Origin of the sequence: Rhodococcus sp. TAF43, from assembly GCF_052113525.1 — a bacterium.
GTDB lineage: Bacteria > Actinomycetota > Actinomycetes > Mycobacteriales > Mycobacteriaceae > Prescottella.
This window is the reverse complement of record NZ_JBFRDL010000020.1, coordinates 104,447-117,381: the sequence shown is the minus strand read 5'-3', so window position 1 is coordinate 117,381 and position 12,935 is coordinate 104,447. Positions and strand designations below refer to the sequence as shown.

The window sequence follows — 12,935 nt, the reverse complement described above, 5'->3', positions numbered from 1 at the left end:
CGCCAACGACGCGTGATACGCCTCCGCCAACGACGCCCGCTCACCGAACACCCGAGCCACCGCACCGACAACATCCCACTGCTCATCAACCAGTTCCACGTGAAACATCCTCCCCAACCCACCACCACAACAACAAGAGAAAGGCCGAGGGGATCTCAGTCCTGGGACTGAGATCCCCTCGGCCTCTGCACCGACGTCAGCCGGGTGCGATCAGTCCTTCAGCACGACCACGCGACGGTTGGGCTCGGCGCCCTCGCTCTCGCTGGACACACCGTCGACCTTGGCGACGGCGTCGTGCACGATCTTGCGCTCGAACGGCGTCATCGGGGTGAGTTCCTCGCGCTCGCCCGAGGCCAGAACACGCTCCGCCGCGGCCTTGCCGAGCTCGCTCAGCTCTGCGCGACGTCCGGCACGCCAGCCGGCCACGTCGAGCATGAGGCGGCTACGCACACCGGTGGACTGCTGGACCGCGAGACGGGTCAGCTCCTGGAGGGCGTCGAGCACCTCGCCCTTGCGGCCGACCAGCTTCGACAGATCGTCGCCGCCGTCGATACTCACGACCGCACGGTCGCCCTCGACGTCGAGATCGATGTCGCCGTCGAAGTCCAGGACGTCGAGCAACTGCTCGAGGTAATCGCCGGCGATCTCGCCTTCCTCGATCAGTTCGTCCTCGGTGTCGGTGTCCGCGTCCGTGTCCACGTTCTGCGTCTCGAGTACCACGTCTGTGCCCTCCCTGTTCTCACCGGCCCGGGCGGTGTCCTGCTCACTGGTCATGGTCGTTCTCTTTCTGGAGGTCAGCGCCGCTTGCGCTTGTTGCTCTTGGGGCGGTTCGCTGCCGGCCGCGGTTTCGGCTTGGGGCGCTGCTGCCCGGTCGATCCACCACCCGATCCGGTTCGTTCGTCAGCCGACGACTCTCCGGTCTCCGACGTCTCCGCATCGGTGGACTCGGCGTCGACGACCTGGGAGGACGGGGCGGCCTTCTTCTTCTTGTCGAGCGACGGACGTGCACCCGGCTTCGGCGCGTTGTCGGCACGACGCTCGAGCGCGGCCTGCTTCTTGGCGTCCTCCTCCGCGTCGATCTTGCGGAAGACGAGGTGCTGCTGCGCGTAGGTCCAGATGTTGTTCGACACCCAGTACAGGAGGATGGCGATCATCAGGAACGGGCCACCGACGAGCACGCCGAGCGGGAACACCCACAGCGCGAGCTTGTTCATGATCGCGGACTGCGGGTTGGCTGCCGCGGCGGCGCTCTGACGCGCGACCGAGGCGCGCGAGTTGAAGTGCGTCGCGACGGACGCGATGATCATCAGCGGAACCGCGACGGCGGCGATGTTCGCGACCGTCGGCACAGTGCCGTAGGCGCCGAACGACTCGAGCGTCTCCTTCGGCATCGTGATGTAGGACGAAATCGGGGCACCGAACAGACGGGCACTCAGGAACGACTGGACGTCGGTGGCGCTGAACCAATAGTTCGCGGTGTTCGCGTTCTCCTCGACCGACATGCCGAGACCGCCGTAGCCGGTACCGGTGCGGTTGAACGAGCGCAGGACGTGGAACAGGCCGATGAACACCGGCGCCTGCAGCAGCACCGGCAGACAGCCCATAACGGGGTTGAAGCCGTGTTCCTTCTGCAGCTTCTGCATCTCCAGGGCCATCCGCTGGCGGTCCTTGGAGTACTTCTTCTGCAGCGCCTTGATCTGCGGCTGCAGCTCCTGCATCTGCCGCGTGGTGCGCACCTGCTTCACGAACGGCTTGTAGAGGATGGCGCGCAGCGTGAAGACCAGGAACATGACGGACAGCGCCCAGGCGATGCCGTTGTCGTCGCCGAGAACGGCGCCGAACACCTTGTGCCAGACCCACAGGATCCCGGACACCGGATAGTAAATGATGTCGAGCACGGCTCTAAGTACTCCTCTGTTCGTCCACGTTCACCACACCGTGGTGTTGGGCAAGTATCGGGCGAGCGCGGCGCATCATTCCTGGCTCGCATGGTGGTGGATGTGTCGTCCTCGACGTTCCGGGACGGGATCCCACCCACCAGGGTGCCAGGGCGCGCACTTCACAATCCGCACGACAGTGAGCGCCGAACCCTTCACCGCACCGTGGGTGCGTAGCGCGTCGACCGCGTACTCGCTGCAGGTCGGTGTGAACCGACAGGTCGGCAGGCGGAGTGGGGACACATAGGTTCGGTACAGCTCGATGAGGAAGATCAGGACGCGCGCGGGAAAGCTTCGCAGCGTCGTCCAGAGGGTACCCGCGAACGACGAAGAGCGCGGACCGGAATCGGTCCGCGCCTCATCGAGTTCGCTACTCATGCCGGATCACCTTCGTCAGCCAGCAGATCCATCTTTCGGAGCACGGACCGCAGCTGCTTGTCGAGTTCCCGGGAAGTCGCGGTCGCCGAACCAGGCAACGCGCGAATCACAACGTCGGTGTCGACGGGAACGGTCTCGACCAACCCGGCACAGATATGACGAAACCGGCGGGCGACTCGATGTCGAATCACCGCCGGCCCGACAGCCTTGCTGACGACGAGCCCGAAACGGGGACCGTCGATACTCACCAGGGTGTCGGTCGAGCCACGCTCGAGAGCGTGGACGACCAGATCTCGTCTACCCATTCGACGTCCGCCACGCACCGTCGCGGAGAAATCCGAGCGACGACGCAGGCGGTACGGCTCAGGTAACACCCCGAGCTCCTGAAGTCGGTATCGAAATCAGGCGGTGAGCTCGGCGCGGCCCTTACGGCGACGCGCCGACACGATTGCACGACCCGCACGGGTCCGCATACGAAGACGGAAGCCGTGAACGCGCGCGCGGCGGCGATTGTTCGGCTGGAACGTCCGCTTGCCCTTGGCCACGGTCAACACTCCTCGAAGCTCGGTGACGCCGGTCGGCGTCGGTCTAACATTTCAAATGGAAAATCTGGTGATCACACGAGAGCGCTGGGGCGCGACCTCTGGCCAGCGCACATCCTCCACCATCGGGTGACTGTTCGAGGGTACTGATCGCCACAGGCAAGGTCAAACCGGATCGGTCTCGAGACCTCGAGAGATCCTCGACCGGGATCCGCGGCGGGGCCGAACGCGCCAATTGCGTGGAATCGCCGTGCAGGAACCGACCGATTGTTACCGTCCCTGCATGGCACAGCCGAAGCCCGGATGCTCGCGTCGCACCGTGGATCTCGCCCGCTGCGAATCAGCCTTCCCCCTGCGACGCTCGAGAATCGGGACTGTAAGGCAACTAACATCACCACGCGCGGCCCGTGTCGACGCCGGCAGTGCCGGCACTTCCCCCGCCTGAGCGCATACCACCAGGTGACAGCCTCGAGTATTCGGTACGCGCCGAATGCCGAGTGGACGAACCCCGCACTCGAGCGTTGTCCACATCTGTGGATAATTGTGTGGAAACACAGCTCGGGTGGCATATTCGTTGCCCAGTAAGGGGTCCAGCCTCACCGGGGGGAGCTCAACCGACAACCACGGCGACGGGCCGTTCAGGCCCGCATACGGGGAGGACACACAGTGAACGACGATCCGAACGCCTTGGCGAATGTCTGGCGCGACGTCGTTGCAGAACTGACCTCCGATGCCGGGGACGGCGCAGCACTCACCAAGGCACAGAAGGCGTGGCTCGCACTCGTCAAGCCGCTCACGTACGCACAGGGTTTCGCGTTGCTGTCGGTGCCGTCGCCGCTGGCGCAGGAGGCGATCGAACGCGATCTGCGGGAGCCGATCCTGCGGGCCCTCAACCTCCATCTGGGGCAGAAGGTCGAGGGGCTGGGTGTGCGCATCGCCGCACCGTCCGAGGACGCCGACACCCTCGGCGAGCCCCTGAGCAGCAACGACATCGACTCCGCGCCCCGCGCGAACGAGCGTGTCGGGTCCACCGATTTCGCCGACGCCGGGTCGGGCGCGCACCGCCGACGCCATCTCGCGATGGGCGCCGCCGACCCCGTCCCGACGGACCTCGCCGAGCACGAGGAGGTCGACGACGACCGCGAGGCGCTGGCCAGCGTCCACGAGTCCTGGCCGTCGTACTTCACCAAGCCGCCGACGAGCACTGCGACGGCGTCGTCGGGTGGCAACAGCCTCAACGCGAAGTACACGTTCGACACGTTCGTCATCGGCGCCTCCAACCGGTTCGCGCACGCCGCGGCCGTCGCGATCGCCGAGGCACCGGCCCGCGCCTACAACCCCCTGTTCATCTGGGGCGCGTCCGGCCTGGGCAAGACGCACCTGCTGCACGCCGCCGGCCACTATGCGCAGCGTCTGTTCCCCGGCATGCGGGTCAAGTACGTCTCCACCGAGGAGTTCACGAACGACTTCATCAACAGTCTTCGTGACGACCGCAAGGTCGCCTTCAAGCGGCGGTACCGCGAGACCGACATCCTGCTCGTCGACGACATCCAGTTCATCGAGGGCAAGGAAGGTATCCAGGAAGAGTTCTTCCACACCTTCAACACCCTGCACAACGCGAACAAGCAGATCGTGGTGTCCTCGGACCGCCCGCCCAAGCAGCTCGCGACGCTCGAGGAGCGGCTGCGGACCCGCTTCGAGTGGGGTCTGATCACCGACGTCCAGCCGCCCGAACTCGAGACGCGGATCGCGATCCTGTCGAAGAAGGCGCGGATGGACCGTCTGGATGTTCCGCACGACGTCCTCGAGTTGATCGCCAGCCGGATCGAACGCAACATCCGCGAACTCGAGGGGGCGCTCATCCGTGTGACGGCGTTCGCGTCGCTCAACCGGCAGGCGCTGGACCTCAAGCTCGCCGAGGTGGTGCTCCGGGACCTGATGCCCGATTCGGCGGCACTCGAGATCAACGCGGCGACGATCATGGCGGTGACCGCCGAGTACTTCAACACGTCGATCGATGACCTGTGCGGCCCCGGCAAGGCCCGACCGCTCGCGCAGGCCCGCCAGATCGCCATGTACCTGTGCCGCGAGCTCACCGACCTGTCGCTGCCCAAGATCGGCCAGACGTTCGGCAGGGACCACACCACGGTCATGTACGCGGACAAGAAGATCCGCAAGGAGATGACCGAGCGGCGCAAGGTCTACGACCAGGTGCAGGAGCTCACCGCTCGCATCAAGCAGCGCTCCAAGAGCTGACAAGAACCGACAAGAACCGACACAGCCGGACCGTCTCGAGAACGGCACCGCCGCACGATCCACCGACATCCGCACGGATTCTCCCGTGCGGATGTCGTGCTTCCGGGGTGACTCGAGACACGAATCCGAAAGAATTCACACCTGTGGATAGGTGTGTGTATAAGGTGTAATCGTTGTGGACAACTGTGGGACAACTTCGAACTGTCTCGAGGTATCCACAACCGCGCCCGATTCGTCCTCGAGTACGTCCTCGAGAAGTCCCCATGCCTCGAGTGCCGGGGACCAGCAACTTCGAGCGTCCATCCACAGATTCCACAGTGCCTATTACTGAGATTGAAGTCTTCTCGAGAGAAGTTCTTTGAAAACAGGCCCTGTGAACATCCGGGCGAACCCGACTGTTCACAGCCCGCCTCGAGGTGTCTCGAGGCGCCGGCGCCCGCTTTTCAACACGACCTCCGAACGCATACGGTGTCCTCTGGCCGCTGTGTCAGACTGCTAGCGCAGCCTCTGCAGCCTTCGTGCGCAGCTGCTGCAGATACGTCCGTGCCTACCGAGAGGAACACCCGAGCGATGGAGCTTGGAAGTATGAAGTTTCGCGTTGCTCGGGAGGACTTCGCCGACTCCGTCGCATGGGTCGCGCGCAGTCTGCCTTCGCGGCCGCCGGTGCCCGTCCTCGGTGGCGTGCTGCTCGGTGCGGACGAGCAGGGACTGACCGTCTCCGGTTTCGACTACGAGGTCTCCGCGCAGGTGCGCGTCTCGGCCGAGGTCACCACCACCGGTCAGGTCCTCGTGTCCGGCAAGCTCCTCGCCGACATCACCCGGGCCCTGCCCAACAAGCCCGTCGACGTCACCGTCGACGGCACTCGCGTGCTGATCACGTGCGGCAGCGCCAAGTTCTCGCTGCCCACCATGCCCGTCGAGGACTACCCGCAGCTGCCGACGCTGCCGCAGCAGACCGGTTCGGTGCCGGTGGATCTGTTCTCCGAGGCCATCAGCCAGGTCGCCGTCGCGGCCGGCAAGGACGACACCCTCCCGATGCTCACCGGCATCCGCGTCGAGATCGAGGGCACCAACGTCGTGCTCGCGGCCACCGACCGTTTCCGGTTGGCTGTCCGTCAGCTCGAGTGGATGCCCACCGCGGGCGAGACCTCCGCCGCGGTCCTGGTGCCCGCCAAGACGCTGTCCGAGTCCGCGAAGACGCTGGGCGGCAACACCCTCGCGCCCGTCGAGCTCGCGCTCGGTTCCGGGGCATCGGTCGGTTCGGAGGGCATGCTCGGCATCGTCGCCGACGGCCGCCGCACCACCACCCGCCTGCTCGACGCCGAGTTCCCCAAGTTCCGCCAGCTGCTGCCGGCCGAGCACACCGCGATGGCCACGGTCGAGGTGGCACCGCTGGTCGAGGCGATCAAGCGTGTCGCCCTGGTCGCCGAGCGCGGCGCGCAGGTGCGGCTCGAGTTCAACGCCGACGGTCTGCTGCTGTCCGCCGGTGGCGACGATGCCGGCCGCGCCGAGGAGTCGCTCGAGGCCGACTTCCAGGGTGAGCCGCTGATCATCGCGTTCAACCCCGGCTACCTCATCGACGGCCTCTCGTCGCTGCACTCGGAGCGCGTGCTGTTCGGCTTCACCACGCCCAGCCGCCCCGCAGTGCTGCGCCCGGCCGGCGAGGAAGCGCCCGAGCGCGGCGAGTCCGGTGCGTTCCCGGCGCCGGAGAGCGACTACACGTACCTGTTGATGCCGGTTCGACTGCCGGGCTGATCCCCGCGTCGCAGCCGACGCCCCGCGGGCCCCGCTCGAATCACCACTAGTGGAGGGACATCTCACGATGCAGCTCGGACTGGTCGGACTCGGCAAGATGGGCTTCAACATGCGCGCGCGTCTGCGTGACCGCGGGCACGACGTGGTCGGCTACGACCCGCGGCCCGAGGTCAGCGACGTCTCCTCGCTCGCCGAGTTGGCGTCGCGCCTGTCCGGTCCCCGCGTGGTGTGGGTGATGGTGCCTGCCGGCGAGATCACCCGCCGCACCGTGGCGGACCTGTCGACGATACTCGAGTCCGGTGATCTGGTGATCGACGGCGGGAACTCCCGCCACACCGACGATCGGATGCACGCGGATCTGCTCGAGTCCCACGGCATCGGATACCTGGATTGTGGTGTCTCCGGCGGTATCTGGGGTCTCGACGAGGGCTACGGCCTCATGGTGGGCGGCTCGGACGCCGACGTGGCCCGGGCGATGCCGATCTTCGACGCGCTGCGTCCCGACGGCGACCGGGCCGGCGGATTCGTCCATGCGGGACCGGTCGGTGCCGGTCACTACGCCAAGATGGTCCACAACGGCGTCGAGTACGGGCTGATGCAGGCGTACGCCGAGGGCTACGAACTGCTCGAGGCCGAGGACCTGATCACCGACGTGCCCGGCGTGCTGCAGGCCTGGACGCACGGCACTGTCGTCCGGTCGTGGCTGCTCGACCTGCTGGTGAAGGCGCTCGCCGAGGACCCCGGGTTCGCCGAGATATCCGGGTACACAGAGGATTCCGGCGAGGGGCGCTGGACGGTCCAGGAGGCACTGGACCACGCGGTCCCCGCGCCGGTGATCTCCGCCGCGCTGTTCGCACGGTTCGCGTCGCGTCAGACCGATTCCCCGGCCATGAAGGCCGTGTCGGCGCTGCGGAACCAGTTCGGCGGGCATGCCGTGCGGGCTGCGGATTCGGGAACGGCGACCCAAGGCTAGTGTTCGTCCGCAAGTTCTCCCTCCGCGATTTCCGGTCGTGGGACGCCGTGACCGTCGATCTCGAGCCCGGTGCCACCGTGTTCGTCGGCCGCAACGGGCACGGCAAGACCAACCTGCTCGAGGCGCTGGGGTATCTGTCGACGCTGTCGTCGCACCGGGTGTCGGCCGATGCCCCGCTGATCCGGGCGGGCGCCGCCCAGGCGTACGCGGGGGCGATCGTGGTCAACCACGGCCGTGAGCTGGGCGTCGACATCGAGATCAACGACGGTAAGGCCAACCGGGCCCGGATCAACCAGTCTCCGGTCCGCCGACCGCGGGAGATCGTCGGGATCCTGCAGACGGTGTTGTTCGCGCCCGAGGACCTGTCCCTTGTCCGTGGCGATCCGGGTGACCGCCGGCGATTCCTCGACGAACTGCTGACCTCGCGGATCCCGCGGATGGCCGCGGTGCGTGCCGACTACGACAAGGTACTGCGCCAACGGTCGGCTCTGCTCAAGACCGCGGGTGGTGCGTTGCGCCGCGGGTCCAGATCGACCGACGGTGCGAGTGCTCTTGCCACACTTGATGTCTGGGACGGGCATCTCGCGGTGCACGGCGCCCAACTGCTCGAGGCGCGGCTGCGTCTGGTGCACGACCTCGCCCCGCACCTAGTGACGTCGTACCGCTCGCTGGCCCCCGAGTCGCGGCCGGCGTCGGTGCGCTATCGCAGCAGTCTCGGTACCTCGCTTCCTCCCGAATTGTTGGATCCGACAAGGGAACCCGAACGTGAGGACGTGGAACTGCTCGAGGCGAGCTTTCTGCACGAGCTGTCGGTGATGCGGCAGCGGGAGATCGAACGCGGGGTGTGTCTGGTAGGCCCGCACCGCGACGACTTCGAGCTGTATCTCGGCGACCAGCCCGCGAAAGGCTTTGCCAGCCATGGTGAATCGTGGTCGTTCGCGCTGTCGATGCGACTGGGCGCGTTCTTCCTGCTGCGCGACGACGGCAGCGACCCGGTCCTGATGCTCGACGACGTGTTCGCCGAGCTGGACCGCAAGCGCCGGACCGCGCTCGCGGGCGTGGCGGCCGAGGCAGAGCAGGTGCTCATCACCGCCGCGGTGGCCGAGGACGTGCCGGACGAGCTGTCCGCGACCCGCTTCGGGGTGCAGGCGCACGACACCGAGCGGGGCCGGATCTCGCAGATCACCGCGCTCGGCCGGATCACCACGACGGGAGGCGAACTATGACCGACGAGCAGCCCGAGACCCAGTCCGGTCCGCAGCCGGAGCTCAAGGGCATCGACCTGGCCCGGCGGGCGCTCGAGGAGGCGCGCGCCGCGGCCAAGGCCAACGGCAAGGCCGTCGGACAGGGGCGGTCGTCGCCGCGCGGCGGCGGCATCCGGGCGTTGCGGTCTCGCCGTCGGAAGAGCTGGTCGGGGGCCGGACCGGACGACCGCGATCCGCAGCCGTTCGGTGCGCTCGCCGGCGCCATCGCCAAGCAGCGCGGCTGGTCGCCGCGGGTATCCGAGGGCACCGTGATGGGCCGCTGGGTCGACGTCGTGGGCGCGGACATCGCGGCGCACGCCGAGCCGACCGGTCTGCGGGAGGGCGTTCTCAGCGTGTCGGCGGAGTCGACGGCGTGGGCGACGCAGCTGCGGATGATGCAGTCGCAGATCCTCGCGAAGATCGCGGCGGCCGTCGGGCACGGTGTCGTGAAGTCGCTGCGGATCACCGGTCCCACCGCTCCTAGCTGGAGAAAGGGCGATCGGCACATTTCCGGTCGGGGCCCGCGGGACACCTACGGCTGAGCCCTAGGTTTACCTATAACGCCGTGTTACAGTTACGCCACTTCGTCGAGTGAGTGAACTGGGTCACGATGCTGCCGTGGTGCGGCGGACGGGATCCGCGTCAGTACCTGGGAGTGGTCATGTCCGTAATGCACACCGCGCATACGCCCGCCACCGCGGAGCCGGAGCACATCCTTCTGCAGGCCCGCAACGTCGAGTTCGACTGGTCCGACCTGCCGATGCACTGGATTCCCGGTGATCCGTTCAGCACCCACGTGCTCAACGTCCTGCACCTGCTGCTGCCGGCGGGCGAGGAGTGGTTCGTCGAGACGTACAAGGAGGCCCTGCCCCTCATCGAGGACGACAGGCTCCGCGAGGACGTCGTCGGATTCATCGGCCAGGAGGCGATGCACGCGGGCGCTCACACCGGCGTGCTCGAGCACCTGCGGGCGAACGGCCTCGATCCGACGCCCTACACCGAACAGATGCACTGGGCGTTCCGGAAGCTGCTCGGCCCCAGGCCGCTCACCGGTCGCCGCGCCGAGAACCACCTCATCGAACGTCTCGCGATCATCGCGGCCGTCGAACACATCACCGCGTTCCTGGGGGACTGGGTGCTCAACGCCGACGGGCTCGACCGCGCCGGCATCCACCCGACGATGCTGGATCTGCTGCGCTGGCACGGCGCCGAGGAGGTGGAGCACCGCTCGGTCGCCTACGACGTGATGCGTTACTTCGACAAGCGCGAGTCGCGCCGGATCCGCACCCAGCTGATCGCGACACCGATGATCGTGTGGCTGTGGGTGCGCGGCACCCGCTTCCTGATGCGCAACGATCCCGAACTCGCGAACTGGGCACCGAGCCGTCGCCGTCCGCGGATGTCCGACTTCGTCGCCGCCGGCCGGCGTGGAACCCTGCCCACCGCAACGGAACTCGGCAAACGGATGTCGACCTACTTCCGTCGTGACTACCACCCGGGCAAGGAGGGCTCCACGGCCCAGGCCGTGGCCTACCTGGCGTCCTCCCCGGCGGCGCGGGCGGCCTCGCGGTGAAACTGCCCCGCGTGCGCGACCTGCTCACCGCTCACGAGGCCCTCACCCGACCGGCGCCGCCGGCCGACCTGCAGGGCCGTGACCGTCCCGACCGTGCCATGACGATCGTCGAGGCCGTCGCGGACAAGTACCTGCGCGTGCTCACTGCGTACGACTACGACCCGGCCGTGGCGGGTCACAACCCGGACACCGCGATGACGCTCGTCGTCACCGAGCGCACGATCGTCGCCGAGGACGAGAACGTCGCGGCCCTGACGTTCGCGGCCGTGGACGGCGGTGACGTGCCGACGTGGCAACCGGGCTGTCACCTCGACTTCCATCTGCCGTCGGGCCGGCGACGCCARTACTCGCTGTGCGGAGACCCGGCCGATCGCCGGCACTATCGCATCGCGGTCCGCTCGATTCCCGACGGTGGGGGCGGGTCGACCGAGATGCACGGGCTGACCCCGGGCACCACCGTCACGGTGCGCGGTCCGCGTAACGGCTTCCCGTTCGTCCCCGAGGGCGCGGCCCTTTTCGTCGCCGGCGGTATCGGCATCACGCCGATCATCGCGATGGTGCGTGCCGCACGGGAGGCCGGAATGGACTGGCAGTTCGTCTATTCCGGGCGTTCACGCGAGTCCATGCCGTTCCTCGAGGAGATCGCGTCGTGGGAGGCGGATCGGGTGTTCGTCCGCCCCGACGACGAGTTCGGCCTGCCCACCACGACCGACCTGCTGGGCCGCGCACCGGCGGGGGGAGCGGTGTACTGCTGCGGTCCCACCCCGATGCTCGACGCCGTCCGCGGCGGCTTCGCCACCTCGGGTGCCAAGGCGCTGCACTTCGAACGGTTCGGCGCGCCACCGGTTCTCGACGGCCAGCCGTTCGAGGTGCAGTTGGTGAGCACCGGGGAGGTGCTGAACGTGCCGGCCGACGAATCGGCGCTCGAGGTGATCCGGGAACGACTGCCCGGTGTCGGCTACTCGTGCCGGCAGGGCTTCTGCGGCACGTGCCGGGTGCGGGTGCTGTCGGGGACACCGGACCACCGCGAATCGCGTCTGACACCCGAGGAACAGCAGGACCAGATGCTGATCTGTGTCTCCCGCGCCGACGGCGGACGCCTCATCCTCGATCTCTGATCCGTGAGCCGAAAGGCTTGACCGAGAGGAACTTCCATGAGCACGCCGCACTCCGTCGACCCGGGCTCGGTGCCACCCCCGCTCGTCACCAACGGCGCCGTCCGGCTCGCGGTCTTCGAGCAGGGCAACCCGGACGGCGAGACCCTCGTGCTGGTGCACGGCTGGCCCGACACCCACGAGCTGTGGCAGCACGTGATCCCGCATCTGGCGGACCGGTTCCGGATCGTCAGCTACGACACCCGCGGCGCCGGGGCCAGCTCCGCGCCGACCGCGGTGTCGGCGTACGCGCTGCAGGAGCTGGCGAAGGACCTGTTCGCGGTGATCGACGCTGTCAGCCCCGACGCGCCGGTGCACGTACTCGCGCACGACTGGGGCGCGGTGGAGTCGTGGGAGGCGGTGTGCGAGCCGGGGGCGGAGCGGCGGATCGCGTCGTACACGTCCATCTCGGGACCGAACCTCGACCACCTGGGTGCGTGGATGCGGCGCTCGCTGGCGCAGGGCCGGGTGGCCGGACCGCTCGCACAGGCCGCGGCGTCGGCGTACACGGTGCTGTTCCAGATCCCGGGGGTCGGCACGCTGCCGTTCCGGCTGGGGCTGTGGCGGATCTGGCCCACGTTCCTGCGGTTCTTCGATCGGATGGACCCGTCGCTGGTCCGGCCGTCGCCGACGCTGCGCTCGGACATGGTGACCGGGCTCAAGCGGTATCGAGCCAACATCCGGCCGCGGCTGCGTCACCCGCGGGAGCGGCGCACCGACGTCCCGGTGCAGCTGATCCTGAACCGGCGGGACCTGGCCGTGCGTCCGGTGGGTTACGAGGACACCGGGCGGTGGGTCTCGGACCTGCGGCGACGTGAGCTGCCGGCCGGGCACTGGTCGCCCGTTTCCCACGGGCGCGACGTGGCCCGACTGACCGCCGAGTTCGTCGATGATCTTCGCAGGGACACCGCAACCGACAGCCTCGGGGCCGGTTCCGCCTAGGGTTTCACCCGCCGGGGGCCGAGAAAAGTCGTCTGCGGGGCAGCTGGGGGTGTGTTAGGCGCCCTGTATGTCTGCACGTACACGTAAGATGGTCGGGTAACTAGCGGCGAATCTCGACACACCGCTCGCGGTGCTTCGTTGTGCGTGGCCGACAGAGACCTCAACAGAGACCTCAACAGAG

13 protein-coding genes are annotated in these 12,935 nt (G+C 67.7%); 8 read left to right on the top strand and 5 right to left on the bottom strand.

Translation table 11 applies throughout. The annotated features are described in order from the left end of the window. Nucleotides 1-210: 210 nt before the first annotated feature. The 5 genes from AB4Z09_RS14735 to rpmH all read right to left on the bottom strand — a co-directional run bounded on the left by AB4Z09_RS14735 (nucleotide 211) and on the right by rpmH (nucleotide 2,860). Nucleotides 211-774 (bottom strand): Jag family protein, encoded by a 564-nt coding sequence (locus AB4Z09_RS14735; RefSeq protein ID WP_114720267.1) that lies wholly within the window; start codon nucleotides 772-774, stop codon nucleotides 211-213. A gap of 20 nt (nucleotides 775-794) precedes the next feature. Continuing rightward, nucleotides 795-1,898, bottom strand: coding sequence for a membrane protein insertase YidC (gene yidC / locus AB4Z09_RS14730; protein WP_442240072.1), 1,104 nt, complete (start codon nucleotides 1,896-1,898; stop codon nucleotides 795-797). A gap of 75 nt (nucleotides 1,899-1,973) precedes the next feature. Beyond that, nucleotides 1,974-2,315, bottom strand: coding sequence for a membrane protein insertion efficiency factor YidD (gene yidD / locus AB4Z09_RS14725; protein WP_442240071.1), 342 nt, complete (start codon nucleotides 2,313-2,315; stop codon nucleotides 1,974-1,976). Next, the gene (gene rnpA / locus AB4Z09_RS14720) at nucleotides 2,312-2,689 is read right to left on the bottom strand and encodes a ribonuclease P protein component (protein ID WP_114720273.1); all 378 of its coding nucleotides are present in this window, start codon (nucleotides 2,687-2,689) and stop codon (nucleotides 2,312-2,314) included. The genes yidD and rnpA overlap by 4 nt, the downstream gene beginning before the upstream one ends. A 27-nt stretch (nucleotides 2,690-2,716) precedes the next feature. Next, on the bottom strand, nucleotides 2,717-2,860 hold the full coding sequence (gene rpmH, locus AB4Z09_RS14715; RefSeq protein ID WP_005516618.1) for a 50S ribosomal protein L34: 144 nt from the start codon (nucleotides 2,858-2,860) through the stop codon (nucleotides 2,717-2,719). Between the two features lie 663 nt (nucleotides 2,861-3,523). On the opposite strand from rpmH, the gene dnaA reads away from it, so the two are divergent. The 8 genes from dnaA (at nucleotide 3,524) to AB4Z09_RS14675 (ending at nucleotide 12,754) form a co-directional block, all read left to right on the top strand. Further along, nucleotides 3,524-5,113 (top strand): chromosomal replication initiator protein DnaA, encoded by a 1,590-nt coding sequence (gene dnaA / locus AB4Z09_RS14710; RefSeq protein WP_114720275.1) that lies wholly within the window; start codon nucleotides 3,524-3,526, stop codon nucleotides 5,111-5,113. A 570-nt stretch (nucleotides 5,114-5,683) separates the two neighbouring features. After that, on the top strand, nucleotides 5,684-6,868 hold the full coding sequence (gene dnaN, locus AB4Z09_RS14705; RefSeq protein WP_114720277.1) for a DNA polymerase III subunit beta: 1,185 nt from the start codon (nucleotides 5,684-5,686) through the stop codon (nucleotides 6,866-6,868). A gap of 67 nt (nucleotides 6,869-6,935) precedes the next feature. Continuing rightward, nucleotides 6,936-7,841: a phosphogluconate dehydrogenase (NAD(+)-dependent, decarboxylating) gene (gnd, locus tag AB4Z09_RS14700; protein ID WP_442240070.1), complete on the top strand. Its 906-nt coding sequence runs from the start codon at nucleotides 6,936-6,938 to the stop codon at nucleotides 7,839-7,841. Then, entirely contained in the window at nucleotides 7,841-9,067 is a 1,227-nt protein-coding gene (gene recF, locus AB4Z09_RS14695; RefSeq protein ID WP_442240069.1) for a DNA replication/repair protein RecF, read from the top strand. The genes gnd and recF overlap by 1 nt, the downstream gene beginning before the upstream one ends. Further along, the gene (locus tag AB4Z09_RS14690) at nucleotides 9,064-9,627 is read left to right on the top strand and encodes a DUF721 family protein (RefSeq protein ID WP_114720281.1); all 564 of its coding nucleotides are present in this window, start codon (nucleotides 9,064-9,066) and stop codon (nucleotides 9,625-9,627) included. Before recF ends, AB4Z09_RS14690 begins: the two co-directional genes overlap by 4 nt. A gap of 119 nt (nucleotides 9,628-9,746) precedes the next feature. After that, the gene (locus AB4Z09_RS14685; RefSeq protein ID WP_441346791.1) at nucleotides 9,747-10,658 is read left to right on the top strand and encodes a metal-dependent hydrolase; all 912 of its coding nucleotides are present in this window, start codon (nucleotides 9,747-9,749) and stop codon (nucleotides 10,656-10,658) included. Continuing rightward, the gene (locus tag AB4Z09_RS14680; RefSeq protein ID WP_174907166.1) at nucleotides 10,655-11,776 is read left to right on the top strand and encodes a PDR/VanB family oxidoreductase; all 1,122 of its coding nucleotides are present in this window, start codon (nucleotides 10,655-10,657) and stop codon (nucleotides 11,774-11,776) included. The genes AB4Z09_RS14685 and AB4Z09_RS14680 overlap by 4 nt, the downstream gene beginning before the upstream one ends. 36 nt (nucleotides 11,777-11,812) lie before the next feature. After that, entirely contained in the window at nucleotides 11,813-12,754 is a 942-nt protein-coding gene (locus tag AB4Z09_RS14675; protein ID WP_442240068.1) for an alpha/beta fold hydrolase, read from the top strand. Nucleotides 12,755-12,935: the final 181 nt, after the last annotated feature.

What these genes read in the sequence shown, in the direction of transcription:
- AB4Z09_RS14735 (WP_114720267.1), bottom strand. Translation starts at nt 774, where the DNA reads ATGACCAGTGAGCAGGACACCGCCCGGGCCGGTGAGAACAGGGAGGGC.
- yidD (WP_442240071.1), bottom strand. Translation starts at nt 2,315, where the DNA reads ATGAGTAGCGAACTCGATGAGGCGCGGACCGATTCCGGTCCGCGCTCT.
- dnaN (WP_114720277.1), top strand. Translation starts at nt 5,684, where the DNA reads ATGGAGCTTGGAAGTATGAAGTTTCGCGTTGCTCGGGAGGACTTCGCC.
- gnd (WP_442240070.1), top strand. Translation starts at nt 6,936, where the DNA reads ATGCAGCTCGGACTGGTCGGACTCGGCAAGATGGGCTTCAACATGCGC.
- AB4Z09_RS14690 (WP_114720281.1), top strand. Translation starts at nt 9,064, where the DNA reads ATGACCGACGAGCAGCCCGAGACCCAGTCCGGTCCGCAGCCGGAGCTC.
- AB4Z09_RS14685 (WP_441346791.1), top strand. Translation starts at nt 9,747, where the DNA reads ATGTCCGTAATGCACACCGCGCATACGCCCGCCACCGCGGAGCCGGAG.
- AB4Z09_RS14675 (WP_442240068.1), top strand. Translation starts at nt 11,813, where the DNA reads ATGAGCACGCCGCACTCCGTCGACCCGGGCTCGGTGCCACCCCCGCTC.